This is a genomic window from Mangrovicoccus sp. HB161399 (assembly GCF_013184745.1).
Taxonomy (GTDB): Bacteria; Pseudomonadota; Alphaproteobacteria; order Rhodobacterales; family Rhodobacteraceae; genus Mangrovicoccus.
The window spans coordinates 1-26,990 of record NZ_JAATVU010000055.1 but is presented as its reverse complement, the minus strand read 5'-3'; the positions used below and the strand labels follow the sequence as shown (position 1 = coordinate 26,990).

Below are 26,990 nucleotides of genomic sequence, written 5' to 3'. Positions count from 1 at the left end.
ATGCGAATCGAATCACGACTGCTTGCCCGATTCTCCGAATGGCAGCTGGTCCAGCAGCCGCCTGAATGCATCCCTCTCGTCCCGGTCGAGCCGCGCGCCGTTTTCTGCAATGTCAAAGGCGCTGTCCTTCTCCATGTGCGCACGCTCCGCACGGTTGCGGGCCTCCGCGGCCTGGGCGAGCCGGTAGGTGACGTATTCGTTCTGCCCCTGTCCGATCTCTTCGGCGGCTTCTTCGATCTCCAGGCGCAACCCGCGCTCCGACTGGAGCTTTGCAAGGGACTCGGCCAGCGTCGATACCGCGACTTCCAGATTTCCGCGATGCTTGAACACGGGGGTGACGCGCACATGGGGGCTGACAAGGACACTGTCAACGGTCTTGTGACCCGCTTCCTCGCGGATCGCCTCGAGAAAATCCGCCGACTGCGACTCTGCCGCACGGGCCAGGATCGCCTGCAGCAGGCGGCCATGCTCGGTCTCCAGCATCTGCAGCCCGTCGAGGTCGGATTCGAAGGTCGCGATCACCCGCGGATCGAGCAGGCAGGCCGCCAGGATCGACATCTCGCGGATGCGCTCGCCGGCGCGGTTGTCGGGGTCGCGCGCCAGGGGCGTGGCGCAGGTTTCCGGGCGCGGCTGGACCGGCAGGGCCCGGCGGCCGGGCGCGAAGCCGCCGCGTCCCGACGCGGCGCCGGGGCGCGGCTGGCTGCGGCCGGGACGGAACAGGTTCCAGCGCAGGTCCTTGATCGCCTGGCCGTAATGCTGCCGCAGCGACGGATCCTGGATACGGCCGATCAGCTCGCGCAGCCGGTGGTCCAGCGCCGCCTTGCGTTCCGGGCTGTCGAAATCCTGGCCCTCGGTCTCGCGCTGCCACAGCAGGTCGACCAGCGGCTTGGCCTTGTCGAGCACCCCCTGCATCGCCTGCGGACCCTCGGCCTTGATCAGGTCGTCCGGATCCTTGCCCGCGGGCATCAGCGCGAAGCGCAGCGACCGCCCCGCGGACAGCAGCGGCAGGGCGATGTCGATCACCCGCATCGCCGCGCGCAGCCCTGCCTTGTCGCCGTCGAGCGCGATCACCGGCTCGGGCGAAATCCGCCACATCAGCTGCAGCTGGTCCTCGGTCACCGCCGTGCCGAGCGGCGCCACCGCCCCGCCGAAGCCCGCCTGGACCAGCGCGATGACGTCCATGTAGCCCTCGGCCACGACCAGCGGCGCGCCCTTCCCCGCGGCCTCGCGGGCGGGGCCGTGGTTGTAGAGGTTGCGGCCCTTGTCGAAGAGCTCGGTCTCGGGCGAGTTCAGGTACTTCGCCCGCGCCTCCGGATCCATCGACCGGCCGCCGAAGGCGATGCAGCGCCCGCGCGCGTCGCGGATCGGGAACATGATGCGGCCGCGGAAGCGGTCATAGGGCGCGCCGCCATCATCGGGACGCGCCGCCAGGCCGGCATCGATGATCAGGTTCTCGTCGATGCCCTTGGATTTCAGCGCCTCGAACAGGCCGCGGCGGTTGTTCGGCGCGAAGCCGATGCCGAAGCGTTCCTGTCCCTCGCGGCCGAGCCCGCGGCGCTCCAGGTATCCGCGGGCCTCCTCGGCCGCGCCGCTGCCCAGCTGCATCCGGTACCAGCGGACCGCCTGCTCCATGACCTCGGCCAGCTCGGTGCGGCGGTCGGCGCGCTTCTGCGCCTGCGGATCGCGCGCGGGCATCGGCATGCCGGCCTCGCGGGCGAGGATTTCCACCGCCTCCATGAAGCCGACATTCTCGGTGTCCTTGACGAAGCTGATCGCGTCGCCCTTGGCGTGGCAGCCGAAACAGTAATAGAACCCCTTCCGGTCATCCACATGGAATGACGCGGATTTTTCCTGGTGGAAGGGACAGGGCGCCCACATGTCGCCCTTGCCCTGGTTCGACTTTCGGTTGTCCCACATGACCTTGCGGCCGACCACATGGGCCAGGCTCACGCGGGTGCGCAGCTCATCGAGGAAACCGGGAGGAAGACTCATGCCCGGCACTATGGCCCAAGCCCGTGCCGGACGCCAGATGCCCCGGTGCGTTCAGAGCCCCTTCGCGCGGTAGCCGTTCGCCACGCGCTCGATCGCGACGATATAGGCGGCGATGCGCATGTCGGGCACGTCCGCGCGGCGGTGCCAGAGATCGCTCATCGACTGGTAGGCGACGCGCATCGTGTCGTCGAGGCCGGAGCGCACCAGCTCCAGCTCGTCGGCCCCCTTGAGGTATTTCAGCTTGAAGCTGTCCGACAGGGTCGTGCCGTTGCCCATCGTCTCGACGATCCGCTCCAGCTCGTCGACGACCAGCTGGTGGCGCGCCTCCTCCTGGCGGCGCTGCATCCGGCCGAAGCGGATATGGCTGAGATTCTTGACCCATTCGAAATAGCTGACCGTGACGCCGCCGGCATTGGCATAGAGGTCTGGGATGATGACGGTGCCCTGGCGGCGCAGGACCTCGTCGGCGCCTGCGGTGATCGGGCCGTTCGCCGCCTCGATGATCAGCGGCGCCCGGATCCGTTCGGCATTGCCCAGGTTTATGGTGCCTTCCAGCGCGGCAGGGATGAGGATGTCGCATTCCTCCTCCAGCAGCAGCGCGCCTTCCGGAATCACCTGGGCATGGGGATAGTCCTTCACCCCGCCATTGTCGGTGATCCAGCCGCGCAGCGACTCGATGTCGATCCCCGACGGGTCGATCACCCCGCCGTCATGCTCGATCACGCCGACGATCTTGGCGCCGTCCTCCTCCGACAGGAATTTCGCCGCGTGGAAGCCGACATTGCCCAGCCCCTGCACGATCACCCGCTTGCCGTCGAGCTTGCCCGTCAGGCGCGCCGCCGCCATGTCCTCGGGATGGCGGAAGAATTCGCGCAGCGCATATTGCACGCCGCGGCCGGTCGCCTCGACCCGGCCATGGATCCCGCCGGCGTTCAGCGGCTTGCCGGTCACGCAGGCGCGGGCATTGATGTCGGTGGTGTGGATGCGGGCGTACTGGTCGGCGATCCAGGCCATCTCGCGCTCGCCCGTGCCCATGTCGGGGGCGGGCACGTTCTGGCTGGGATGGATCAGGTCGCGCTTGATCAGCTCGTAGGCGAAGCGCCGGGTGATCGCCTCCAGCTCGTGCTCCTCGTAGTGCCGCGGATCGATCCGCAGCCCGCCCTTGGAGCCGCCGAACGGCGCCTCCACCAGCGCGCATTTGTAGGTCATCAGCGCGGCCAGCGCCTCCACCTCGTCCTGGTTCACGCCCATCGCGTAGCGGATGCCGCCCTTGACGGGCTCCATATGCTCCGAATGGATGGCGCGGTAGCCGGTGAAGGTCTGGATCTGGCCGCGCAGCCGGACCCCGAAGCGCACCGTGTAGGTCGCGTTGCAGACCCGTATCTTCTCCTTCAGCCCCGTGGGCAGGTCCATCAGTCCCACGGCATGGTTGAACATCATGTCGACGGAATGGCGGAAGCTCGGCTCCGCCGCCATCGTCTGTCCGGTCATCGGAACGTTCATGCAGTCTCCTCCCGGGCACGGCGGGACGCGACTCAGAGGCGCCCTTCCGGCCCACGGGAGGATTTTCCGAAATCGGTGAAGGTAACGCTAACTGTTTTTGCCGGATTCCGCCGCGGCCTCGGCAAGGAGCTGTTCCAGGAGGTCGGCAAAGGCCTTGGTCTGGGCCTTGGGGGTCATTCCGCCGATGCCGACGCGCGCGCCCGTCCGCCACCAGAGTCCCGGCACCCAGCGCAGGCTGCCGCGGCGGCGCAGGGTCACGACCACGCCGTTGGCAGGCTTGAAGGCGAAGACGCCGCGTTCCAGCCGGACGGCATCGGCCAGCCACAGCACCGTGGCGCCGCCGGTCTCCGCGATCCGGTCGCGATGCAGCGCGAGCCCTGCCGAAGCGCTCTTCCAGACCGAATGCGCGCCCGCGACCGCCGCCAGGGACAGCGCCGCCAGCATGGCGCGCTCGCCCGCAGACAGTTCCGCGCCGCCCGCCGCCAGCCAGAGGCCGATCGCGGCGATCCCCGCCAGGACGAGGACCGTTAAAATTATGCGCGTCTTTGAGGGATAAAGCTGCAGCAGCGGGTCGGTGCTCATCCGCGGTTCCTGCCTTCCCCCTCAAGGGCCTGATATCGCGTCATTCCGCTTCCTTTCCGCATTTCCGTGCGCCGCGCCCGGGGCAAAGCGGCCCGACCGCCGGACCCCGCGGGTCCCCGTTAGCCATTATTCGTTCCTTAGTCATTCGCCGATTATCTGCCCCTGCGTTCCGAAAGGACGGCGCGGCCGCGGAAAGCGGATCGCAAGATCAGAATGACTGCACACAGGGTTCGAAAGGACCTCGAATTTATGTCGGCGCCGAACTGCGCCAAAGAAGGGAACCGTGGGCAGATGTCCAGTATTTTGACCAATACCAGCGCCATGGTGGCGCTGCAAACGCTCAAGACCATCAACATGGGCCTGGAAAAGGTCCAGAGCGAAATCTCCACCGGCAAAGACATTTCCAACGCCAAGGACAACTCGGCCATCTGGGCCATTTCCAAGGTGATGGAATCCGACGTGAACGGCTTCCGCGCGATTTCGGACAGCCTGTCTCTGGGCGAGTCCACCGTCGCCGTGGCCCAGACCGCGTCCGAGACGATCCAGGAACTGCTGGGCGAGATCAAGGCGAAGATCGTCGCCGCCCAGGGCGAAAACGTCGACCGCACCAAGCTGAACAACGATGTCGACGCGCTGAAGAACCAGATCACCTCGGTGGTCAGCGCCGCGCAGTTCAACGGGCTGAACCTGGTCGACGGCACCACCACCACGACCAACGTTCTCTCCTCGATCGACCGCGACTCGACCGGGGCGGTGACCGCGAACTACATCACCGTGGCCGGCCAGAACCTCGGCTCCGGCGGCTACACCGCGAAATCGGTCTTCTCCGGCGGCACCAACACCGTCGTCTCGGCGGCCGGCGACACGTTCGTCATGTCGCTCGACAACGGCGGCGGCACCGACTCCGTGGTGATCGGCAACCCGACCTACTCTGCGGGCGAGAGCATCTCGATCAACATCGCGGGCTACAACGCCAGCTACACCGTCTCGGCCAACGACATCGCGGTGGGCAACACGCCCGAGGACATCATTGCCACCAACCTCAAGGCGCAGATCGAGTCCTTCAACATCTCCGGGCTGAGCATCGCCTATGACAGCGCCGTGCCGGGCCAGCTGACCTTCACCAATTCGGGGTCCGTCGACCTCACGGTGACCGGCCAGTTCGGCGATGACGGGTCCGGCGGGCTGGCTGCGCTCTCGACGATCGACGCGACCAATGCCGGCACGCTGGCGGCGCAGCTGATCACGATGGAATCGCTGATCTCCACCGCGATCGACGCCGCGGCCGTCTTCGGCTCCGTCGGCAACCAGATCGAGACCCAGTCGACCTTCGTCTCCAAGCTGACGGACTCGATGCGCGCGGGCATCGGATCGCTGGTCGATGCGGACATGGAGGAGGCCTCTGCCAAGCTGCAGGCGCTGCAGGTGCAGCAGCAGCTGGGCATCCAGGCGCTCTCCATCGCCAACCAGGCGCCGCAGAACGTCCTGTCGCTCTTCCGCTGATCTCCGCCGATCCCCGAGGCGCGCCGGTTCCCGGCGCGCCTTTCGCGCGCGCGCCGCTGGCTCCGGCCCGCGTCTTCCGCTAGGCAGGTTCCGTGCCCGCCGGAGATACGCCCTTGCCCTGCCCCTCCCGTCTCCTCCTCCTTCCGCTGCTTGCAGCCCTCGCCGGCTGCGTTCCCGCCGAATACCGCGGCGCCGAGGAACTGGGCACCCGGTCCGGAACGACGCCGCAGCTCCTGCCGCTGGCCGGCCTCCCCGGCATGGACGCAACCGGTGCCTCCGATCCCGCCGCCACCGCGACCGAACTCGACGCGCGCAATGCCGCGCTCGCGCAGCGCAGCGGCGCGCTCGGGGGAGCCGACGGCACCGCGGGCATGCTCGGCCGCGCCGAGGAGCTGCGCAGCCGCGCCGAGGAGTTGCGCGCCCGCGACTGACCGCCATCCGCGCCGCTCCGGCGCCGGGCCCAGCGTCAGGTCCCCCCGTTGCGCAGTCCCGGCGAAGCCGCTATGGGGGCGCCGGCCGATGCGACGAACCAAGGAGACCGCCATGTCCGAACCACTGCGCCTGGGAATTGCCGGACTTGGCACCGTCGGCCGCGGCGTCGTCAAGATCGTCCAGGAGAAAGCCGGCCTGCTGGCCGCCCGCGCCGGACGGCCGGTGGAGATCTCCGCCGTCTGTGCCCGCGATCCCGGCCGCGACCGCGGCGTCGGCCTCTCCGCCTATGCCTGGGAAACCGATCCCGTCGCGCTGGCCACGCGGGCGGATGTCGATGTCTTCGTCGAACTGATGGGCGGCTCCGAGGGCGCGCCGCTGGACGCGACCCGAGCGGCACTTGAAGCGGGCAAGGACGTCGTCACCGCCAACAAGGCGATGATGGCGCTGCACGGCCAGGAGCTGGCCGAGCTCGCCGACCGCACCGGCGGCTGCCTGCGCTACGAGGCCGGCGTCGCCGGCGCCATTCCCGCGATCAAGGCCCTGACCGAGGCGCTGGCCGCCAACGGCATCGAGCGGGTGCTCGGCGTGATGAACGGGACCTGCAACTACATCCTGACGCGGATGCAGTCGGCCGGGCTCAGCTACGACGAGGTCTTCGCCGAGGCGGCGAAACTGGGCTATCTCGAGGCCGATCCGACGCTTGATGTCGGCGGCATCGATGCCGGGCACAAGCTGGCCATCCTCGCCGCCATCGCCTTCGGCGCGAAGGTGAATTTCGGGGGCGTCCATCTCGAAGGCATCGAGCGGATCACCATCGAGGACATCAACCGCGCCGCAGACATGGGCTACCGCGTCAAGCTGCTGGGCGTCGCCCAGATGACCGGCCGCGGGCTGGAGCAGCGCATGACCCCCTGCCTCGTTCCCGCCAATTCGCCGCTGGGCCAGCTGGAGAACGCCACCAACATGGTGGTGATCGAGGGCGACGCGTCGGGCCGGATCGTGCTGCAGGGTGCGGGCGCGGGCGAAGGCCCGACCGCCTCGGCCGTCATGTCGGACGTGATGGACATCGCGCGCGGGCTGCGCCTGCCGACCTTCGGCCAGCCGGCCGCCAATCTGGTGGACCTGCCGCCCGCGGTCTCGGCGACGCCCGCGCCCTACTACCTGCGCTTCATCCTGGACGACAAGCCGGGCGCGCTGGCCAAGATCGCGACGATCCTGGGCAACAACGGCATCTCGATCGACCGGATGCGTCAGTATGGCCACGCGGAGTCCAAGGCACCTGTCCTTATTGTCACGCACAGGACGACTCGCGCGGATCTCGACGCCGCCCTCTCGCAGATGCCCGCAACGGGCGTCCTGGCGGGCGAACCGGTGGCGATCCGCATCGAGCGTCTCTGAAGGGCCGCGCCGGGACGGCGCGCCGAAAGCAGACAAGTTAAGGAGTGCGTAGATGGCCACCCCAGTTGATTTCAATGACCGCATGCTGTCGCTCGGCCTCGCGCGTGTTTCCGAGGCCGCCGCGCTGGCCTCGGCCAAGCTGATCGGCCGCGGCGACGAGAAGGCCGCCGACCAGGCTGCGGTCAACGCCATGCGCACGCAGCTCAACATGCTGGAGATCAACGGCGTCGTCGTGATCGGCGAAGGCGAGCGCGACGAGGCGCCGATGCTGTACATCGGCGAGGAAGTCGGCACCGGCAACGGCCCGGCGGTGGACATCGCGCTCGACCCGCTCGAGGGCACGACCCTGACTGCCAAGGACATGCCGAACGCTCTGACCGTGATCGCCATGGGTCCGCGCGGCTCGATGCTGCACGCCCCCGACGTCTACATGGAAAAGCTGGCGATCGGCCCGGGCTACGACAAGGACGTCGTCAGCCTGGAGATGACCCCGGTCGAGCGCATCAAGGCGCTGGCCAAGGCCAAGGGCGTCGACACCCCGGACATCTCCTGCTGCGTGCTGGAGCGTCCGCGCCACGACGACCTGATCGACCAGCTGCGCTCCACCGGCGCCTCGATCCGCCTGATCACCGATGGCGACGTCGCGGGCGTGATCCACTGCGCCGAGACCTACAAGACCGGCATCGACATCTACATGGGCTCGGGCGGCGCGCCGGAAGGCGTTCTGGCGGCGTCGGCGCTGAAATGCATGGGCGGCCAGTTCTGGGGCAAGCTGCTGTTCCGCAACGACGACGAGCGCGGCCGCGCGACCAAGGCGGGCGTCGCCGATTTCGACAAGATCTACGACCGCGACGAGCTGGTGACCGAGGACGTGATCTTTGCCGCCACCGGCGTGACCGACGGCTCGCTGGTCTCGGGCATCAAGCGCGAGCCGGGCTTCTTCACCACCGAGACGATCCTGATGCGGTCGAAGACCGGTTCGGTGCGGCGGATGTTCTACCGCAACCCAGTCCAGTTCTCCTGATCTCCGGGAAAATCTGACCGGAGCCCCGGCGCCCCTGGCGGCCGGGGCTTTTCCTTTCGGCGCTGCGGGAGTATCCCGGCCCCTCGCAGCGAAGGACGGATGACATGACGGGCACGGCATTTCTGGGGGTCACGGCCTCGGCAACGGGACGGCGCTGGATCGGACCGGATGCGGAGCGGATGCGCGCCGCCGAGGGCCTCGCGCAGATGACCGGCCAGCCCGAGGCAGTCTGCCAGATCCTCGCCCGCCGCGGCGTGACTGCGCCCGAGGCCGAGGGCTTCCTGTCGCCGCGGCTGCGCGACCTGCTGCCCGATCCGCGCGTGCTGAAGGACATGGAGAAGGCCGCCGCCCGCCTGGTGGAGGCCGCGCTCAAGGGCGAGCGCGTCGCGGTCTTCGCCGATTACGATGTCGACGGCGGCACCTCCGCGGCGCTGATGATCCGCTGGCTGCGCCATTTCGGCATTGCCGCGACGCTCTATGTCCCCGACCGGATCGACGAGGGCTACGGGCCCAACGCACCGGCCATGTCGGAGCTGTCGGCGGGCCATGACGCGATCTTCTGCGTCGATTGCGGCACGCTCAGCCACGAGGCGCTGGAAGCCGCGACGGTCGATGTCGTCGTGCTCGACCACCACCTCGGCGGCGAGACCCTGCCCCGCGCGCTGGCAGTGGTGAATCCCAACCGCCAGGACGAGAGCGGCGATCTCGCCCATCTCTGCGCCGCGGGCGTTGTCTTCCTGACGCTGGTCGAGGCCAATCGCCAGCTGCGCGAGCAGGGCAGGACCGGACCGAACCTGATGGCCTTCCTCGACCTCGTGGCGCTCGGCACGGTGGCGGACGTGGCGCCGCTGATCGGAGTCAACCGCGCCTTCGTCATGCAGGGCCTGGCCGTGATGGCGCGGCGCGAGACCGCGGGCATCGTCGCGCTGTCGGACAGCGCGCGGCTCGACGGCGCGCCGACCTCCTACCATCTGGGCTTCGTGCTGGGGCCGCGGGTCAATGCCGGCGGCCGGGTCGGCCGCGCCGACCTGGGGGCGCGGCTCCTGGCCACCGACGACCCGCAGGAGGCCGCAGGGCTGGCCGCGCGGCTCGAGGACCTCAACCGCGAGCGCCGCGAAATCGAGGCCAAGGTCCGCGCCCAGGCCATGGCGCAGGCCGAGGAACGCGGCTTCGACGCGCCGCTGGTCTGGGCGGCCGGACAGGGCTGGCATCCCGGCGTGGTCGGCATCGTGGCGAGCCGGATGAAGGAGGCGACCAACCGCCCCTCCATCGTGATCGGGCTGGAGGACGGCATCGGCAAGGGCTCCGGCCGCTCCGTGTCGGGCATCGACCTCGGCTCCGCCGTGCAGCGCGCGGCGATCGACGGGCTGCTGGTCAAGGGCGGCGGCCACAAGATGGCGGCCGGCCTCACGGTCGAGGAAGGCAAGCTGGCGGAGGCCATGGCCGCGATCTCCGAGGCGCTGGCGCGCCAGGGCGCGGCCGAGCTGGGACCGAAGGACCTGACGCTGGACGGCGTGCTGATGCCCGCGGGCGCCACCGTGGACCTGGTCGGCGCGATCGAGGCGGCAGGCCCCTTCGGCGCCGGCGCCCCAGCCCCGCGCTTCGCCTTCCCCTCGGTGCGCATCCAGACCGCGCGGCAGGTCGGCGAGGGCCACCTGCGCGTCACGGCCACCGACGGCTCGACCCGGATCGACGGCATCGCCTTCGGCGCCTTCGACACCGATCTCGGCCGCTTCGTCTGCGAAAGGCAGGGCATGACCGCGCATCTTGCGGGCCGCCTCGACCTCAACACCTGGAACGGCCGCACCACGGTCCAGCTCCGGCTGGAGGACGCTGCGGCAGGCTGAAAAATCGCCAGATATCCACAGGTTTCCTGTTGCCATGGCCAAGCGGTTTTTCTAAATAGCCCCTCACGCAAGCGCGGTCCGTTCGTCTATCGGTTAGGACGCCAGGTTTTCAACCTGGAAAGAGGGGTTCGATTCCCCTACGGACTGCCACTTGCGGGCGCTGCCGCCAGGCTGCGGTCCGTTCGTCTATCGGTTAGGACGCCAGGTTTTCAACCTGGAAAGAGGGGTTCGATTCCCCTACGGACTGCCATTCCTGTGCCCGCCGCCACACCGCGGTCCGTTCGTCTATCGGTTAGGACGCCAGGTTTTCAACCTGGAAAGAGGGGTTCGATTCCCCTACGGACTGCCACTTCCTCCCGAAACCCGGAAACCGCCGATTGCAACCGGCCGGCGCAGTCTGCGTACCTCCGGAACGCAAAAGGCCCCGCCTCCCGGCAGGGCCCCCATCGTCATTTCATCAGCGCCGACCAGGCCGGGTCGGAGGCCGATCCCTGGGTCGGCACCCGCTGCAGGTTCCGTCCGGTGATGTCGACCGAGTAGATCTGCGCCGCCCCGCCCGATCCGGGGGTCTCGCGGGTGAACATCAGCACGCGGCCGTTCGGCGACCAGGTCGGCGCCTCGTCGAGGAAGGCCGCCGTCAGCAGGCGCTCTTCCGAGCCGTCGGGACGCATCACGCCGATATGGAACCGGCCCTGGTTCTGCTTGGTGAAGGCGATGTAGTCGCCCTTGGGCGACCAGACCGGCGTGCCGTACTTGCCCGCGCCGAAGCTGATCCGCTTGGGCTCCCCGCCCGAGGCCGGCATGACATAGAGCTGCGGCGCGCCGGAGCGGTCGCTTTCGAACACGATCTGCCTGCCGTCCGGCGAGAAGCTGGGCGCCGTCTCGATCGAGGCGGCGTCGGTCAGGCGGCTGCGCGCCTTCGTGGAGAGGTCCAGCTTGTAGAGGTCGGTATTGCCGCCCTGCTCGAAGGAGAACAGGACCGACTTGCCGTCATGCGAATAGCGCGGCGAGAAGGTCATGGAACCGGGCTGGTCGTCGATTGCAGTGACGCTCAGCGAGTTCAGGTTCATCTCGTAGATATGCGGGAAGCCCGAGGAATAGGACGTGTAGAGCACCCGGTTGTTGTCCGGCGAAATCCGCGGCGCCAGCACCAGGTCGCGACCGTCGGTCAGGTACTTCACGTTGGCGCCGTCCTGGTCCATGACCGCCAGCCGCTTGACGCGGGCATCCTTCGGCCCGGTCTCGGCGACGAAGACCACGCGGCTGTCGAAATACGGGCCTTCGCCGGTGATCCGGCTGTAGATCGCGTCCGCGACCTTGTGCGCGATCCGCCGCCAGCCGTCGGGCTTGCCCTGGAACTGCAGGCCCTCCCCCAGCTGCTGCTCGGAGAAGATGTCGAACAGGCGGAACTTCACGGTGATGCCGCTGTCGGTATAGTCCAGCTCGCCGGTGACCAGCGCCTGGGCGTTGATCGTCTTCCAGTCGGCGAAGGCGACCGGACTGTCGAAATTCGTGACCGGCGAGATGAAGGCGTCGCGGCTGATCGTGCGGAACAGCCCGGTGCCCTCCAGGTCGTTGCGGATCACGCCCAGCATGTCCTGGACCATCGACTGGCCCTGCATGCTCTGGGTGACGAAGTCCGACAGCGCGATCGGCACCGGCTCGATCACCCCGTCGGTGATCTCGATCCGGAGCGGCCCGCCCGGCGCGCTCTGCGCCAGGGCGGGAGTGAAGGCCGGAGCCGCAAGGCAGAGCGCGGCGATGCAGACAGACGTGAAGCGTCTCATCGGAGGCGCATCCTTTCGGGGTTGAAGACAAGTTCGGTCTGACGCCACTGGTCGTATTTGTCCACCGGCAACGGATAGCCCGACCCCTGGCAGCTCAGGATAGCACGCCTTGCCGCCTCATATGCGTTCTCGGCCGCCGCTTTCGTGCCTCCGGAATAATCGGCCATGCGCAGCGAGGACTGCACCGGCTTGCCGTCCGGGGTCATCTCGAAGGCGACCGTGACGGTCACATTCGCCGCTTCGGTCGAGAGCGCATTGAAGTTCCAGCATTGCGACACGGCCACGCGCAGCGCATCGCGCTCCGCGCCGGTCATCGGCAGCCCGCTCTGCGGCTGCGCCTGCGGCGCGGGCGTCGTCTGCGCCTCGGTCAGCGCCTCGGCAATGGCGTCGGCGATCGGGTCGGACGGCGCGGGCTCGGGCTCCGGTTCGGGCTCCGGTTCCGCTGCGGGCGCGGGCTCCGGTTCGGGCGCGGGCTTCGGCTCTTCCTTCTTCGGCGCGGGTGCAGGCTCGGGCTCCGGCGTGGCCTCGGCCTCCCTGACCGGCGCGGGCGGCGGCGCCTTGCGCTCGGGGCGCGGTGCCGGGCGCGGCGAGGTCGGCGCGACCGGGGTCGGCACGTCCTCGGTCTCCACCGCCTCGGTCACGACCTGGGGCGAGGATTCCTCGGGTGCCGCAGGCGGCTCGACAGGGGTCGGCTCGGCCGGTGCGGGCGCTGGCACGGCGGCCACCGGCGGCACCGGCGCCGGCGCCTCCGGCAGAGGCGTCTCGGGGGACGGGGTCGGCGTCACGCGCTTGACCGGCGGCGGCGGGGTCGCGGGCAGATCCGGCACCTCGCCCGGTTCGGGCGCGGCATCTTCCGGGCCGATCGCGGCATTGACCGGCGGCGCGGGCGGCTGCGCCTTTGCGGCGGGCGGTTCGGGCTTGGGGTCCGGCGCCTTGGGCGCGGGCTTCGGCGCGGCCGGAGCCGCCGCCGAGATCTCGGGGGCATCCGAGGGGCCGACCAGCGTCACCTGCACCGCGGAGATCGTCTCCGGCGCGCGGCTGATATGCGGCAGGCCGAACACGGCCAACAGCAGAACCGCGACATGCAGCGCCAGCGACTTGCCGATCGGCCTCTTCCAGAGCCGCCTAAGCCAGGAGAAACGGGGGAGCAGGCGCACCGGCGCTATTTCCCTCCGAGAGTCGGGCCGTCATCCTCGGTGACCATGCCGATCCGGTTGAACCCGGCCGCGTTCAGCGCGCCCATCACCTGCATCACCTCGCCATAGGAAATCCCCTGGTCGGCGCGCAGGAACAGCTGCCGGTCGGTGCGTTCCTCGGCAATCGCCGAAAGACGCGGGATCAGCTGGTCGCGGTCGATCGCGGTGTTCTGGATCGACAGTGCGCCATCCGTCTTGATCGTGATGGTCAGCGGCTCTTCCTCGGGCATCGGCAGGGGCTCGGCCGCCGTCTCGGGCAGCTCGACCGGCACGCCGACCGTCAGCAGCGGCGCGGCCACCATGAAGACGACCAGCAGCACCAGCATCACGTCGACGAAGGGCGTGACGTTGATCTCCGACATCGGCAGGGCACGCGAATGCGACCGGCGGCGCCGGTTTCCCCGGGCACCGCCGCCGCCGGAATTGCGCATCGGGGTCATCCGCCCGCGACCTCCCGGCTCAGCAGCGTCGAGAACTCGTCGGAGAAGGCCTCCCAGCCCGCGATGATCCGCGCGCTGTCGGTGGACAGCTTGTTGTAGAAGATCACCGCCGGAATCGCCGCCAGCAGGCCCATGCCGGTCGCCATCAGCGCCTCGGCGATGCCCGGCGCGACGATGGCGAGGCTGGTATTGCCCTCCGCGGCGATGTTCTGGAAGCTTTCCTTGATCCCCCAGACCGTTCCGAAGAGACCGACGAAGGGCGCGGTCGACCCCACCGTGGCCAGGAAGGTCAGGCCGCGCGTCAGCACGTCCGCCTCGCGGCCGATGGCGACATCCATCGAGCGGTCGATGCGCGAGGCCACGCCCGGCGCGATGCGCCCGTCCTTGCGGATCGAACGCTGCCATTCGGCAAAGCCCGCGACGAAGATGCGCTCGGGCGCCGAGGACGGGCGCTCCGAAACGCGGTCATAGAGCTCGTCCAGCGGGTCGCCCGACCAGAACCGGTCCTCGAAGGCCGAGAGTCGGCGCCGGGCAAGGCGGAAGGCGGCGATCTTCTGGAAGAACACCGTCCAGCCCCAGACCGATGCCGCGAGCAGGAGCAGCATGACGACCTGCACGGTCGGCGAGGCGCGCCAGAAGAGCGCCAGTAGCGAAAAGTCGTGATCCATTGATCTGCCTGTGTCACTCGGCGGCTTCGGCCGCTCGGAATTTGGCGGGGAGTCTAGTTCAAATTCAGGGAAAGGGAAATGACATCGCTGTCAGTCCCGCATGCGCCGGACGCAGATCTCGGCGGGAAAGCGCCTGCCCCGCCGCACGCCCGCGCCGGTCGCAGCTGGCCGGACCGCGGAAGGCGGCGGCGCGGCGCGCAACGGCGGCCGGGTCCGGCCCCGGTCAGCCCGCCAGGGCCGCGGCCAGCCCGGCAGGCAGCCTCTGCGGCCGCCCCGAGGCTCCCATGCAGACCAGTTCCACCTCGGCGCGGAACAGCAGATCCGCGCCCCGCCGCACCTCCTGCGACAGCACCATCCGCACGCCGGTCGCCGACACCGCCGCCGTCCGGACCTCGAGCCGCTCCTCGAAGCGGGCGGGCCTGAGGAACTCCGCCGCGACCCGGCGGACGACGAAGACCGTGCCTGCATCCCGCAGCGCCAGCTGGTCCACCCCCAGCCCGCGCACGAAGGCGCTGCGCGCGCGCTCGATGAATTTCAGGTAGTTGGCGTGATAGACGATCCCGCCCATGTCGGTGTCCTCGTAGAACACCTCGGTCTCGAAGACATGCGGCGCGCTCATCCCCGCGCCGCCCGGGCGAACAGCCGCAGCGCATGGGCGGGATCCTGCGCCGCCGCCGGCAGCACCGGGTCGTAGGCAGCCCTCAGCACCAGCGCGATCTCGGGCCGCAGCACCGGCCGCCCGTCCGGCAGCAGCGCCAGCGGGCTCTCCGCTGCAAAGGCCGTGTCCGACCACAGCAGCGCCGCCTGCACCGCCTGCCCCAGCGCCAGCACTTCGGCAGGCAGATCGGCCATGGCCGCATCCATGCGCACGAAGGCAAAGCAGGCGCGGATCGCGCCGCCCGCATCGAAGCGGAACACCCGGTACTGGTTCGCCCCCGTCTCGGACAGCCGCGCGACCAGCGCCGCCAGATCCGGCACCAGCCGGTCGAGATCGGGCACCGCCAGCAGTTCCTCCCAGCCGCGGAAGAAGAACATCATCAGGTTGGCGCCCAGCTCCGGGTCGGTCTCCGCCATCTCCAGCCCGGCAAGCTGCGCCACCGCCTCCAGCGCCCCCTTGATCGTCGGCAGGGTCGCGTCCTCGACGCCGAAGACGATCGGCGCCAGCGGCCGTCCCCAGCGCGCGCAGAGATAGCTTCCGTCGGAACGGGTGAAGAGGCGGGTCACGTCATCGGGCGTCATCGCGGTCATGGGCCGGGTTCTGCGTCAGCCCCCGCCCGGATGCAAGGCCCGCGCGCCGGTCCAGCCGAGCGCGCGGGCCAGATGCGCCCGCGCGTCCTCCTCGATGATCCTTCCATGGGCCAGCACGATGCGCTGCGCCGGCCAGGCGAGGATCCGTTCCGCCGCCGCCCGCGCCTGTCGCCGCCGCGGCAGGAAGGTCAGGATCACGTCGCGCGGCGTGCCGCCCCCGGGCTCCATCACGCCGCCCGCCCGCATCAGCAGCCTCAGCATCCGGCTGCGGATCCGCGACGGCTCGAAATTTTCCACCAGGTCGGTCACCACCGCCGTGCCGGAGCCGCGGTGGAACAGCACCGCCTCGGTCATGAAGCCGCCCGGCACCAGCACCAGCTCCAGCTGCCCGCGCCAGCCGACCGGCGCCGCGCCCAGCACCCGGTCGATCCGGAAACGGCCCTCGGCCTGCGGCCCTTCCAGCCCGGGCGCGGCCAGCGTCGCCGCCTGCGGAAAGGCGTCCTGCCATTCGCGCAGATGCACCCAGTGCAGCCGGTTCGGCGCGAGGATCCAGGCGGGTTCTCCAAGCGCGCTGACCGCCTCGGCCAGACCCGGCCGCAGCGCCACCGGCGAATGCAGGACCAGCTTCGCCCCGAGCCGGATCACCGTCATCCGCGTGGTGAAGGGAAGGCTCCCGGGACCGTACCGCATGGCGATTTCCGGCCCGTCGACGACCCAGAGATCCGGCGCCAGCAGCTTCGGCACGCCGAGCGGCTCATAGGGGACAAGGCGTTCCGCCACCGGGGACAAGCTCCTGTTTGCAAAGCAGTTACCACGACCGGACGGAAACCCTGCCCGATTGCCCCATTTTTACCCTTTGCCAAGACCTCTGGGCAAGAACTGGCAGCATGCCAGCCAGGAGTTCCGCCATGATCCAGACGCGCCTGCCCGAAAGCGACCCGGTCGTGCCGGATACGATGGCCCTGGGTCATGCCCTGGAAGGCGCGCGCGTCTGCCTCGAAAGGCGGCGCTCGGAGCAGTGGCAGGCCCGCGAGCTGGTGGAAAGCATCGCCATCCGCGTCGCCGCGCTAGCCGCCGAGGCCGAGGCGGCCGCCCCCGCCTACCGGGCGGTGCTGCAGCGCAACCTCGCCGCCTTGCGGGACGAGCAACGCCGCCATTCCGACCGCTACGCGGCGCTCTGCGAAAGCTGGCCCTCCTTCCGCGACCGCCAGGAAATCCGCATCGCCGAACTGGAGCGGCTGGCCTCGACCCCGAACTGACGCGGCTGGTACCGCCGGGCACGGCGACGGCCCGCTCCGGCGGCATGACCGGGGCTGAGAGCCTCCGCCCAAAGGCCGCCACGCCCGGCAAGCCCCGGGCTTTCCCCGTCCGGCAATAACCCGGCTGGATAGGGCGCGCAGTTGGAAGCGGGCGGCTCGCTCGGCACGCGCTTGCGTCCTGCCACCGGAGACGATCGCGCCGCAGCCGCACAGAGCCTGCCCGCGGATGAGCCGCACCGCCGCTCGGCCAGCCGCAACGCTGCCTTCCCGGCGGATCAGCGCGAGGACATCGCGAGGCGGCAGCCGCGGGTTGCGCCCGCGCTCCGGCCCGCCCGACCGCAAATCGAGGGTGGCGGCAGTCCTGCTGCAATCCGGAAGCCTCCGCTGACAGCGCCCATGCATGGCACCGGCGCATGCGGTCATCGCCGGACCGGTCCTCCCCCGGCATTCCCGGATGCGCTGCTTGGGCCGCGGCTGCCGGAAGATGCACGCCTATTCGAAGAGGCTGCCCTGGTCCGGCGGCCGCGGCACGGCCAGACCGAGATGGTCCCAGGCGGCCCGCGCCAGCATCCGGCCCCGCGGCGTGCGCTGGATCATGCCTTGCTGCAGCAGGAAGGGCTCGATCACCTCTTCCAGCGCATCGCGGCTTTCCGACAGGGCCGCGGCGATCGTGTCGATCCCCACCGGACCGCCGCCATAGGCCTCGGCCAGAAGCAGAAGATAGCGCCGGTCGGCGGTGTCGAGCCCCAGATTGTCGACCCCCAGCCGCGTCAGCGCGCCGTCGGCCAGCGTGCGGGTGATCCGCCCGTCGCCCTCGACCAGCGCGAAATCCACCACCCGGCGCAGCAGCCGCCCGGCGATCCGTGGCGTGCCGCGGGCGCGGCGGGCAATCTCGACTGCGCCGTCCGGGTCGCAGGGCACCTTGAGCAGCCGCGCGCCGCGGGCGACGATCAGGGTCAGTTCCTCGACCGTGTAGAATTGCAGCCGCACCGGGATGCCGAAGCGGTCGCGCAGGGGCGTGGTCAGCAGCCCCAGCCGCGTGGTCGCGCCGATCAGGGTGAAGGGCTGCAGCTCGATCCGCACGGTGCGCGCTGCCGGCCCCTCGCCGATCACGAGGTCAAGCTCGTAATCCTCCATCGCCGGGTAGAGCACCTCCTCGACCGCCGGGTTCAGCCGGTGGATCTCGTCGATGAAGAGCACGTCGCGGGACTCGAGATTGGTCAGGATCGCGGCGAGATCGCCGGCCTTGGCCAGCACCGGGCCGGAGGTCATGCGGAAGCCGACGCCCAGCTCGTTCGAGACGATCTGCGCCAGCGTGGTCTTGCCCAGGCCGGGCGGGCCGTGGAACAGCGTGTGGTCCATGGCTTCGGCGCGCTGGCGGGCGGACTGGATGAAGACGGCCAGGTTGCGCCGCGCCTCGGCCTGGCCGATGAAATTCTCCAGCTGCCGCGGCCTGAGCGCCCGGTCGCGGTCCTCCGGCAGTTCCTCCGGCGTCATCTGGACGGGATCGCTCATCGCTTATCCCTTCGGCGCGAGCGACTTGAGCCCGGCGCGGATAAGCTGCGCCGTGTCCGCCTCGGGCGCGTCCTGGGCGGCGCGGGCGACCGCCGTGGCGGCTTCGGACATCGAATAGCCCAGGTTGACCAGCGCCGAGATCGCATCCGACTGGCGGTTGTCCGCGACCGGTTCGGGCAGCGGCTCCGGCATCTCCTCGACCAGGTCGACCGGCTCCGCGGCGGCCTGCGGCGCGGCGCGGCGCAGCGCCGGCGCGGCGGCAATCGGCGTGGACATGGCGAGCACGTTGGCTGCCTTGTCCTTCAGCTCCATCACGATGCGCTGCGCCAGCTTGGGGCCGACGCCCTGCGCGGCGCGGATCGCGTTGGCATCGCCCAGGGTGATCGCCCGCCCCGTGCCGTCCGGCCCCAGCGAGGACAGGATCGCCAGCGCCGCCTTGGCGCCCACCCCCTGCACGGTGCACAGCAGCCGGTACCATTCCTTCTCGGCCAGGGTGCGGAATCCGAAGAGCTGCAGCAGATCCTCTCGCACCAGCATGTCGGTATAGAGCGAGACCATCTCGCCCGGCGCAGGCAGTCCCGCGAGCGTCCGCTCGGCGCAATAGACCAGGTAGCCCACGCCCTGGACGTCGATCATCACGTGGTCCGTGGCGCGGTAGACCAGCTGTCCCGAAAGCCGCCCGATCATCCCTTCGCCCTCAGGATCGCCGCGCTCAGCCTGTGGCTGGCCTGGCTGTGCCGCAGATGGCACAGCGCGATGGCCAGCGCGTCGGTCGCGTCGGCATTTGCCAGGGTCACCCCCGGGAATTGCAGCCGGATCATGTGTTCCACCTGGTGCTTCTCCGCATGTCCCACGCCCACCACGGCCTTCTTCACCGCGTTCGGAGCATACTCGCCGACATCCAGCCCGGCCAGAGCCGGGACCAGCATGGCGACGCCGCGCGCCTGGCCCAGCTTCAGCGTGCCGGCCGCGTCCTTGTTGACGAAGGTCGCCTCCACTGCCGCCCCGTCCGGGGCGAAGCGGCCGACGATCTCGGTCAGTTCGTGGAAAAGCCGCGCGAGCCGGACGCCCAGCGGCCCGTCGCCCGAGCGCAGCACGCCGTTGCCGACATGGCGCAGCCGCGATCCGTGGGCCTCGATGACGCCCCAGCCGAGCCTTTGCAGGCCCGGGTCGATGCCGATGATCCGCATGGCCTGCCCGCCCTGCCCGTTCTTGTTTCCGGTGTTTCGCAAGGGGTTAGCACGAAAAGGGAACATCCGGCAATGCAATTCGGCGCGCTTCCCTGCTGCAGCGGCCGGAACCGGCATTCCGGAGGCCGTACACGACATGCCGCCGGGGAATATTAACTACGTCTTTACAGTGGTTTAGATTTGCCGGCCACCTATGCAGCATGCGCAGAGGGGATATGAGGCGATGGCGGTTGTTCCGGCAGCAGTGCTGTCTTATCTGCCTCCTCGAACGGCGACAGAGCCGTGCCCTCCCAACACTCGAGCCGACCCGGCAAAGGAGCCAGACAATGGCCGTCTTCCACACCAATGCACCCCGCCACCAGACCGGCAGCGCCCTCTTCGCCCTGATCGTCCGCGGCATGGACGCGTTCCGCCAGTGGCGCGAAAACGAGAAAGCCCGCAGCGAACTCTACGCGCTCGACGACCGCGAACTCGACGACCTGGGCATCTCCCGCTACGACATCCGCTACATGAGCTTCTCGCACAAGTGAGCCTTCCCGCCCTGCGGATGCAAAAAGCCCCGGCCTGACGGTCCGGGGCTTTCTCGTGTCCGGGGGATGCCTGCGGGACCCGCGCCTCAGGCGGCGCGGATCATCGTCAGGGTCGACCAGTCGCCTATGACCAGGTGGTCGTCGAGCGCGAAGCCCGCCGCCTCGTAGGCCGCCTTCACCTCGTCCGCCTGGTCGTTCAGCAGGCCCGAGAGGATGATCGCCCCGCCCGCTTCCGCCGCCTTGCCCATGTCAGGCGCCAGGTCGATCAGCGGGCCCTTCAGGATGTTGGCGAAGATCAGCCGGAACGGCCCCGCCAGGTCCGGATGGCCGAATCCGGTCGCCTCGACCGCGTGGATGCGGCCGGCAAGCCCGTTCGCCCCGGCATTGGCCACGGCCACCTCGACCGCGACCGGGTCGATGTCGCTGGCCACCGGCACGATGTCCCAGACCTTCGCCGCCGCCATGGCCAGCACGGCGGTGCCGCAGCCGACATCGGCCACCGGGCCGGGCTGCAGCCCGTTGTTCAGCAGCCGGTCGAAGGCGACGAGACAGCCCTGCGTTGTGCCGTGATGGCCGGTGCCGAAGGCCATGGCCGCCTCGATCAGCAGCGAGACCTTCTCCGCCGGGACCGTATCGGCGTCATGGCTGCCATAGAGCCAGAACCGCCCGGCCTCGACCGGGGCCAGCTCGCGGCGGACCTTGGCGACCCAGTCGGTCTCGGGCAGCTCGGACACGGTGAAGGGCTTCGCCCCATGCGCGGCCGCCAGCAGCGCCAGCGCGACCTCGTCGGGCGCTTCCGTGAAGTAGCCGCCGATCTCCCAGAGGCCGGAGCCGTCCTCCATCTCGAAGGCGCCGACGCCGTGGGGTTCGGGCTCGAGATCCTCGAGACGTTCGGCAAGAGCCTCCGCCATGTCGCGGTCGGCAAGCGTGGTCAGGGCGGTCCAGGTCGGCATGGCATCCTCGGGCTGTCGGGGTCGAAGCCCCGGCCCTAGGCGAGCGCCGCGATCTGGTCAAGCCTGTCGAGAACGGATTGCAGCAGCTCCTGGGGCGGCCGCGCGCTGTCGAGCAGCAGCAGCGGACAGTCGAGCGCCCTCGCCCAGGCGGTGTCGTCCTTCAGGTTGCGCCCCGGGCGGTCTCCCGCCTCATAGCGGTCGGCCCAGCACAGGAAGGCCGTGCAGGGCGCGCAGAATGGCTGCCCCCAGCCGCGCCCGCAATTGCAGCGCAGCGCCTCGCGCCGTTCCAGCCGCGAGCGGCGGATCTCGGGTTCCAGCGACAGGTGCACCGCCATGGTCACCCGCGGCGCGATCGGCATGCCCCAGCTTTCGACCGACCCCGACAGCACCCAGTCGCGCCGAGGCAGGAAGATCGCCTCCATCAGGGCGAGCCGCTCGTCGACGGGGCGCTTGCGGGTGAAGGGCGGGTCGGTGGGGAGCCAGTAGAAGTCGTCGGTATCGAAATGCTGCGAGGCCAGAGCGTCTGCGACGGCGCGACCGAGCGTCGAGGTGCCCGACCCGCTGGGTCCGAAGATATGGACCCGGTGTCCCTGACGTTCCACAGGCCATGTCTCGTGCCGCATCGCTACCCCGCGAGTCGATAAATACCGAAACTTGTCTGCCATATGAATAAAACATGACGCTTCGCGTTGCCAAGCGCGCCGGTCGGTTTGGGGCCGAATCTTTGCTGCACTGCCGCAATGTCAGGCAGTGCCGGAAGCCGCCCCCGGGACGAAGCAGGAACGCCCCCGCCGGAGCCGCGGCGGCAGGCACGCGGGGGGCCGCCGATGATTCCCGGCCGCGGTCCCCTGCCCTCTCCGGTGCATCGCGCGGCCGCTGCGGCGGCGGCCGGAATAAAAGCGGCCCCCGCCGGGGCGGAGGCCAGTCGCACTTTCCAGGTTCCGGTCGTTTGCTGCTCGATGATGGTTGTCTTGCCTGCGACCTGGACCGTGCCGGGGACAGGCGGGCCGCCCCCGGTAGCCGTCTTGCCCCGGGCGCGGCCCGGAGCGCGTTCCGTCAGCTGCAGCCCGAGGTGCCGCCGCAGGTGTTGCACTTCATGCAGGTGCCGTTGCGCACCAGCGTGTAGTTTCCGCATTCGCCGCAGGGATCGCCCTCGTAGCCCTGCATCTTGGCCTTCGCCCGCGCATCCATCGCCACCGGCTCGGCGATCGCGGTGGTGGCATGCAGGTCGAACACCGTCTCGAAGCCCAGCCCGTCCCCCGTCACCAGGTCCTGCGGCAGCCGGTTTCTCAGATAGCCCGAGGAACTGATCTGCTTGAGCACCTGCAGCGATTTCGATGCCGCGCTCTCGCCCACCGGGCGCAGGTTCGAGGCGCTTTCCTCCACCCCGCCGCCCAGCGTGTCGAAGCTGGTGCCCTCGGGCTGGACATGGGCCAGGTCGGTGCGGTCGAGATAGCTGACCGCCAGTTCGCGGAAGATGTAGTCGAGGATCGAGGTCGCGTTCTTGATGGAGTCGTTGCCCTGCACCATGCCGGCGGGCTCGAAGCGGGTGAAGGTGAAGGCCTCGACGAATTCCTCCAGCGGCACGCCGTATTGCAGGCCTACGGACACGGCGATGGCGAAGTTGTTCATCATCGCCCGGAAGCCCGCGCCTTCCTTGTGCATGTCTATGAAGATCTCGCCCAGGGACCCGTCGCGGTATTCGCCGGTGCGCAGATAGACCTTGTGGCCGCCGATGATCGCCTTCTGGGTATAGCCCTTGCGCCGCTCGGGCAGCTTGGCCCGGCCCGCCTTGACCTCCTTGATGACGATCTTCTCGACGATCTTCTCGGCCAGCACCGCGGCCTTTTCCTGCGGCGTGCCGGTCTCCAGCACCTCGGCCGCCTCGTCATCGTCTTCTACCAGCGAGGCCGCCAGCGGCTGGCTGAGCTTCGAGCCGTCGCGGTAGAGCGCGTTGGCTTTCACGCCCAGCGACCAGCTGAGTTCGTAGGCGCGCTGGCAATCCTCGATCGTGGCGTCGTTGGGCATGTTGATCGTCTTGGAGATCGCCCCCGAGATGAAGCTCTGCGCCGCCGCCATCATGGTGATGTGGCTGTCGACCGACAGGAACCGCCGCCCCTTCCGCCCGCAGGCATTGGCGCAGTCGAACACCGGCAGATGCTCCGGCTTCAGATGCGGCGCGCCTTCCAGCGTCATGGTGCCGACGACATGGTCGTTGGCCGCCTCGATCTGCCGCTTGGTGAAGCCCAGATGCACCAGCATGTCGAAGGTGGGATCCGCCATCTTCTTCGCCGGGATGCCCAGCACCTCGGTGCAGAATTCCTCGCCGAGCGTCCACTGGTTGAAGACGAAGCGGATGTCGAAGGCCGAGTTCAGCGCCTTCTCGATCTTGCCGATCTCCGCCTTGCCGAAGCCGTGGCCGATCAGCGCCGTGTGGTTGATCCCCGGCGCATTGCCCAGCGTGCCGTGGCCGACGGCATAGCCGGCGATCTCCTCGATCTGCGCAGGCGTGTAGCCGAGCTTTTCCAGCGCCTTCGGCACCGAGCGGTTGATGATCTTGAAATAGCCGCCGCCCGCGAGCTTCTTGAACTTCGCCAGCGCGAAGTCGGGCTCGATGCCGGTGGTGTCGCAATCCATCACCAGCCCGATCGTGCCGGTCGGCGCGATTACCGTGGCCTGTGCGTTGCGGTAGCCGTGGAGCTGGCCCAGACGCAGCGCCTCGTCCCAGGCCGCCGCCGCGAGATGCGGCAGGTCCTGATCCGGGCAGTTCTTGCGGTCGAGCGGCACCGGCTTCACCGCCAGCCCCTCATAGCCGATCTCGGCGCCCTGGGCGGCAAGGCTGTGGTTGCGGATCACCCGCAGCATGTGCCTGGCGTTCTTCTCGTAGCCCGGGAAGGCCCCGAGTTCGGAAGCCATCTCGGCCGAGGTCGCATAGGCAACGCCGGTCATGATCGCGGTGATGGCGCCGCAGATCGCGCGGCCCTCGTCGCTGTCGTAGCCGTGGCCCATGGTCATCAGCAGACCGCCGATATTGGCGTAGCCCAAGCCCAGCGTGCGGAATTCGTAGGAGCGGCGGGCGATTTCCTCGGAGGGGAACTGCGCCATCATCACGCTGATCTCCAGCGTCACCGTCCAGAGCCGCGCGGCATGCATGAAGTCCTGCGCCTCGAAGCGGCCGTCCCGGAGGAAGGTCAGCAGGTTCAGCGAGGCGAGGTTGCAGGCCGTGTCGTCGAGGAACATGTATTCCGAGCACGGGTTCGATCCGCGGATCTCGCCGTCCTCGGGGCAGGTGTGCCAGGCATTGACCGTGTCATGGTACTGGATGCCCGGATCGGCGCAGGCCCAGGCGGCATGGCCGATCTGCTCCCACAGGTCGCGCGCCTTCAGCGTTTTCGCGACCTTGCCGTCGGTGCGGCGCAGGAGCGCCCAGTCGCCGTCCTCGCGGACGGCCCTGAGGAAGGCATCGGTCACGCGCACCGAGTTGTTGGAATTCTGGCCCGAGACAGACAGATAGGCCTCGCTGTCCCAGTCGGTGTCATAGGTGGGGAATTCGATGGCCGTGTAGCCCTGCCGTGCATACTGGAGCACGCGGTTGACATAGGCTTCGGGGATCATCGCCTTCTTGGCGGCGCGGATCGCCTTCTTCAGGGCGTCGTTCTTCGCCGGGTCGGTCGCATCTGCGATGCTGCCGTCCCATTGGGCAATCCCGGCGAAGATCTGGTTGAGATGCGTCTCGTGCATCTTCGAGCCTGCCACCAGGCTCGCGACCTTTTGCTCTTCCTTCACCTTCCAGTTGATGAAGTCCTCGATATCCGGGTGGTCCGCGTCGCAGATCACCATCTTGGCCGCGCGCCGGGTCGTGCCGCCCGACTTGATCGCGCCCGCTGCCCGATCGCCGATCTTCAGGAAACCCATCAGACCGGAGCTCTTGCCGCCGCCGGAGAGGGCTTCGCCCTCGGCCCGGAGGCTTGAAAAGTTCGTGCCCGTCCCCGAGCCGTACTTGAAGAGGCGCGCCTCGCGGACCCAGAGGTCCATGATGCCGCCCTCGTTCACCAGGTCGTCGCTGACGGACTGGATGAAGCAGGCATGGGGCTGCGGATGTTCGTAGGCCGATTTCGACTTCACCATCTTCCGGGTGAAGGGATCGACGTAGTAATGGCCCTGGGACGGGCCGTCGATGCCATAGGCCCAGTGCAGGCCGGTGTTGAACCATTGCGGCGAGTTCGGCGCCGCCATCTGGCGGGCGAGCATCAGCCGCATCTCGTCGAAATAGGCGCGGGCGTCCCCTTCGGAAGAGAAGTATCCGCCCTTCCAGCCCCAATAGGTCCAGGCCCCTGCCAGACGGTCGAAGACCTGCCGTGCCGAGGTCTCGCCGCCGTAGCGCTCTTCCTCGGGCAGCTGGGCCAGCGCCTGGCGGTCGGGAACCGAGCGCCACAGCCATTCCGGCACGTTCTTCTCCGGCACGCGCTTGAGCTTCGCGGCGACGCCCGCCTTGCGGAAGTATTTCTGCGCCAGCACGTCCGAGGCGACCTGGCTCCATCCCGCGGGCACCTCGACCTCGTCCAAACGGAAGACGGTGGTGCCGTCGGGATTCCGTATTTCTGAAGAGGTCAGGGAGAAGTCCAGGCGGTCGTAGGCGTCAGCAGCTTCGGTCGTGAACTTGCGCTCAATCTTCATGGGGGCCTCTGCAGGTCGTCTCTCGGGTTGCGCGGGGCCCCGGAGGGCCGTTAGCCGCCTGGTCGCTTGCGGCGGAGGCAAAGACGCCCGCTCATGGCCTGGCAGGACCACAAGATGTTGAGCAGCGCATTGTCCCCCGATGTCCGGCGATCACCACATCTAGTGCAGGTGTACCGCGCACCCACAAGTAAGCGTAGAACCTCCGCACCGGTCAACGAAGAAATCACAAGTTCTTGCGGTTTTTTCTGTTGACCCCCCAAGATGCGATTCCCCGCATGGGTCTTAACAAATTTACTTAGTCTGTTCAGAATCCGTGTACGAGCCCATGAAATGCGGTAGATAGCCCCACGGAGTCCCCCCGGAATCGATCCTGCCAAAGGAAGGAGATACGCCTTGGCACGTCTCGGCCGCGCCTCGCGCGGCGCTTCTCTCATGCTTGCCGGCTGCCTGCTGGCCCTGGCCACCGCTCCGGGCGCCGCCCGCGCGGGAAGCGTGCCCTATTTCCATGATTTCCTTGGCAAGACCTGCATCATGGAGGCCGATCTCGAGACCGCGTACCGCGAAGGGTTCAAGGGCACGCGGCCGCCGCCGCTGTGCATCGAGCAGCCCTGCGCCGACCTTCTGGACCGCGAAACCTACGACCGGGAGATTCTCGGCCGCCCGGCGAGCGAGGACGAATGGCAGTCCTATCTCGGCACGCGCGCGACCGTCTGCAGCAGCGAGGACCCCGATGCGCTCGCCCGGCTCCTGCCGGTCGATCCGCCCGCCGACCCGGTCGCCGTCACGCGTCTGGCCTCTGCCGCGGATTTCGACCTGCTCGCCCCGGTCGCGCCGTGGCAGGACGACAGCTGGCATTACGGCTCGCACCAGGTGGACCGCCCCGACGGCCAGCGCGGCCGCAGCGACCCGTTCGACCTGTTCACCCCCGGCGGGCTATTCGGCGGCGGGACGGGCTCGGGCTCGAACTCGGGCAGCAAGACCGGCGGCAGCACGGGCGGCGGCGGCACCTCGACCGTTCCGCAGACCCAGGTCGCCGGCGACAGCGAGAACAGCGATCCCGCCGTCGTCCCGGCGCTCCCGGCAGGCGCGGCGCTGGCCTCCGCCCTGGCGATGGCCGCCCTGCTGCGCCGCCGCGCGGCCCGCGCAGACTAGGTGTTTGATCCCACGGTTTGATGGTGTGATCCTTTCGAAGGAATGGAAGGATGCCCTATGGGACAAGTTCGTCACGGAAGCGCCACGATCCTCT

General features: G+C 69.0%; 24 protein-coding genes and 3 tRNA genes. 11 read left to right on the top strand and 16 right to left on the bottom strand.

All coding sequences use genetic code 11. The annotated features are described in order from the left end of the window. Positions 1–12: 12 nt before the first annotated feature. From dnaG to HCC78_RS23420, 3 genes are all read right to left on the bottom strand, one after another. A complete protein-coding gene (gene dnaG / locus HCC78_RS23430) occupies positions 13–1,992 on the bottom strand; it encodes a DNA primase (RefSeq protein ID WP_172331208.1) in 1,980 nt (659 codons plus the stop codon). 51 nt (positions 1,993–2,043) lie between these two features. Continuing rightward, positions 2,044–3,495, bottom strand: a complete 1,452-nt coding sequence (locus tag HCC78_RS23425) for a Glu/Leu/Phe/Val dehydrogenase (protein WP_253949321.1) — start codon at positions 3,493–3,495, stop codon at positions 2,044–2,046. 87 nt (positions 3,496–3,582) lie between these two features. Further along, positions 3,583–4,077, bottom strand: a complete 495-nt coding sequence (locus tag HCC78_RS23420; protein ID WP_172331207.1) for a hypothetical protein — start codon at positions 4,075–4,077, stop codon at positions 3,583–3,585. Between the two features lie 291 nt (positions 4,078–4,368). Here HCC78_RS23420 and HCC78_RS23415 point away from each other — a divergent pair, with 291 nt between their 5' ends. The 8 genes from HCC78_RS23415 to HCC78_RS23380 all read left to right on the top strand — a co-directional run bounded on the left by HCC78_RS23415 (position 4,369) and on the right by HCC78_RS23380 (position 10,630). After that, positions 4,369–5,580, top strand: coding sequence for a flagellin (locus HCC78_RS23415; protein WP_172331206.1), 1,212 nt, complete (start codon positions 4,369–4,371; stop codon positions 5,578–5,580). Positions 5,581–5,693: 113 nt separating this feature from the next. Beyond that, entirely contained in the window at positions 5,694–6,011 is a 318-nt protein-coding gene (locus HCC78_RS23410; protein ID WP_172331205.1) for a hypothetical protein, read from the top strand. Positions 6,012–6,123: 112 nt separating this feature from the next. Beyond that, positions 6,124–7,410: a homoserine dehydrogenase gene (locus HCC78_RS23405; RefSeq protein ID WP_172331204.1), complete on the top strand. Its 1,287-nt coding sequence runs from the start codon at positions 6,124–6,126 to the stop codon at positions 7,408–7,410. A gap of 52 nt (positions 7,411–7,462) precedes the next feature. Further along, positions 7,463–8,434, top strand: coding sequence for a class II fructose-bisphosphatase (gene glpX / locus HCC78_RS23400; RefSeq protein ID WP_172331203.1), 972 nt, complete (start codon positions 7,463–7,465; stop codon positions 8,432–8,434). Positions 8,435–8,538: 104 nt separating this feature from the next. Next, complete coding sequence (gene recJ, locus HCC78_RS23395) at positions 8,539–10,281, top strand: single-stranded-DNA-specific exonuclease RecJ (RefSeq protein ID WP_172331202.1); 1,743 nt, start codon at positions 8,539–8,541, stop codon at positions 10,279–10,281. Positions 10,282–10,356: 75 nt separating this feature from the next. Continuing rightward, positions 10,357–10,431: transfer RNA gene (locus HCC78_RS23390), tRNA-Glu, on the top strand. Positions 10,432–10,456: 25 nt separating this feature from the next. After that, a tRNA-Glu gene (locus HCC78_RS23385) sits at positions 10,457–10,531 on the top strand. A 24-nt stretch (positions 10,532–10,555) separates the two neighbouring features. Continuing rightward, positions 10,556–10,630 (top strand) — tRNA-Glu (locus HCC78_RS23380). A 100-nt stretch (positions 10,631–10,730) separates the two neighbouring features. On the opposite strand, the gene tolB is transcribed toward HCC78_RS23380, so the two are convergent. The 7 genes from tolB to HCC78_RS23345 all read right to left on the bottom strand — a co-directional run bounded on the left by tolB (position 10,731) and on the right by HCC78_RS23345 (position 16,400). Next, positions 10,731–12,068, bottom strand: coding sequence for a Tol-Pal system beta propeller repeat protein TolB (gene tolB / locus HCC78_RS23375; protein ID WP_172331201.1), 1,338 nt, complete (start codon positions 12,066–12,068; stop codon positions 10,731–10,733). Then, a complete protein-coding gene (locus tag HCC78_RS23370; protein WP_172331200.1) occupies positions 12,065–13,225 on the bottom strand; it encodes a hypothetical protein in 1,161 nt (386 codons plus the stop codon). Before HCC78_RS23370 ends, tolB begins: the two co-directional genes overlap by 4 nt. A gap of 5 nt (positions 13,226–13,230) precedes the next feature. Further along, positions 13,231–13,704, bottom strand: a complete 474-nt coding sequence (gene tolR, locus HCC78_RS23365; protein WP_371743916.1) for a protein TolR — start codon at positions 13,702–13,704, stop codon at positions 13,231–13,233. Next, complete coding sequence (tolQ, locus tag HCC78_RS23360) at positions 13,701–14,372, bottom strand: protein TolQ (protein ID WP_172331199.1); 672 nt, start codon at positions 14,370–14,372, stop codon at positions 13,701–13,703. The genes tolR and tolQ overlap by 4 nt, the downstream gene beginning before the upstream one ends. 223 nt (positions 14,373–14,595) lie before the next feature. Then, complete coding sequence (ybgC, locus tag HCC78_RS23355; RefSeq protein WP_172331198.1) at positions 14,596–14,991, bottom strand: tol-pal system-associated acyl-CoA thioesterase; 396 nt, start codon at positions 14,989–14,991, stop codon at positions 14,596–14,598. Next, complete coding sequence (locus HCC78_RS23350; RefSeq protein ID WP_172331221.1) at positions 14,988–15,611, bottom strand: hypothetical protein; 624 nt, start codon at positions 15,609–15,611, stop codon at positions 14,988–14,990. The genes ybgC and HCC78_RS23350 overlap by 4 nt, the downstream gene beginning before the upstream one ends. Before the next feature lie 24 nt (positions 15,612–15,635). Beyond that, entirely contained in the window at positions 15,636–16,400 is a 765-nt protein-coding gene (locus HCC78_RS23345; protein ID WP_216671273.1) for a DUF4336 domain-containing protein, read from the bottom strand. 128 nt (positions 16,401–16,528) lie between these two features. Here HCC78_RS23345 and HCC78_RS23340 point away from each other — a divergent pair, with 128 nt between their 5' ends. After that, on the top strand, positions 16,529–16,879 hold the full coding sequence (locus tag HCC78_RS23340; protein WP_172331197.1) for a hypothetical protein: 351 nt from the start codon (positions 16,529–16,531) through the stop codon (positions 16,877–16,879). A 492-nt stretch (positions 16,880–17,371) separates the two neighbouring features. Here HCC78_RS23340 and ruvB read toward each other — a convergent pair whose 3' ends face one another. Genes ruvB through ruvC form a run of 3 tightly spaced genes read right to left on the bottom strand, consistent with a single transcriptional unit; the run spans position 17,372 to position 19,584 of the window. After that, positions 17,372–18,394 carry a Holliday junction branch migration DNA helicase RuvB gene (gene ruvB / locus HCC78_RS23335; RefSeq protein WP_172331196.1) on the bottom strand — a complete coding sequence of 341 codons (1,023 nt, stop codon included), beginning with the start codon at positions 18,392–18,394 and terminating at the stop codon, positions 17,372–17,374. 3 nt (positions 18,395–18,397) lie between these two features. Beyond that, a complete protein-coding gene (gene ruvA / locus HCC78_RS23330) occupies positions 18,398–19,081 on the bottom strand; it encodes a Holliday junction branch migration protein RuvA (RefSeq protein WP_172331195.1) in 684 nt (227 codons plus the stop codon). Next, the gene (gene ruvC, locus HCC78_RS23325) at positions 19,078–19,584 is read right to left on the bottom strand and encodes a crossover junction endodeoxyribonuclease RuvC (RefSeq protein WP_172331194.1); all 507 of its coding nucleotides are present in this window, start codon (positions 19,582–19,584) and stop codon (positions 19,078–19,080) included. Before ruvC ends, ruvA begins: the two co-directional genes overlap by 4 nt. Positions 19,585–19,910: 326 nt before the next feature. On the opposite strand from ruvC, the gene HCC78_RS33260 reads away from it, so the two are divergent. Continuing rightward, positions 19,911–20,114, top strand: coding sequence for a DUF1127 domain-containing protein (locus HCC78_RS33260; RefSeq protein WP_216671272.1), 204 nt, complete (start codon positions 19,911–19,913; stop codon positions 20,112–20,114). Between the two features lie 86 nt (positions 20,115–20,200). Here HCC78_RS33260 and HCC78_RS23315 read toward each other — a convergent pair whose 3' ends face one another. The 3 genes from HCC78_RS23315 to HCC78_RS23305 all read right to left on the bottom strand — a co-directional run bounded on the left by HCC78_RS23315 (position 20,201) and on the right by HCC78_RS23305 (position 25,744). Next, positions 20,201–21,067, bottom strand: coding sequence for a 50S ribosomal protein L11 methyltransferase (locus HCC78_RS23315; RefSeq protein WP_172331193.1), 867 nt, complete (start codon positions 21,065–21,067; stop codon positions 20,201–20,203). Between the two features lie 35 nt (positions 21,068–21,102). Next, positions 21,103–21,669, bottom strand: coding sequence for a (d)CMP kinase (locus HCC78_RS23310; protein ID WP_216671271.1), 567 nt, complete (start codon positions 21,667–21,669; stop codon positions 21,103–21,105). A 454-nt stretch (positions 21,670–22,123) separates the two neighbouring features. Next, positions 22,124–25,744, bottom strand: a complete 3,621-nt coding sequence (locus HCC78_RS23305) for a vitamin B12-dependent ribonucleotide reductase (protein ID WP_172331191.1) — start codon at positions 25,742–25,744, stop codon at positions 22,124–22,126. Positions 25,745–26,137: 393 nt separating this feature from the next. On the opposite strand from HCC78_RS23305, the gene HCC78_RS23300 reads away from it, so the two are divergent. Next, positions 26,138–26,896: a hypothetical protein gene (locus HCC78_RS23300; protein ID WP_172331190.1), complete on the top strand. Its 759-nt coding sequence runs from the start codon at positions 26,138–26,140 to the stop codon at positions 26,894–26,896. Positions 26,897–26,990 lie beyond the last annotated feature (94 nt).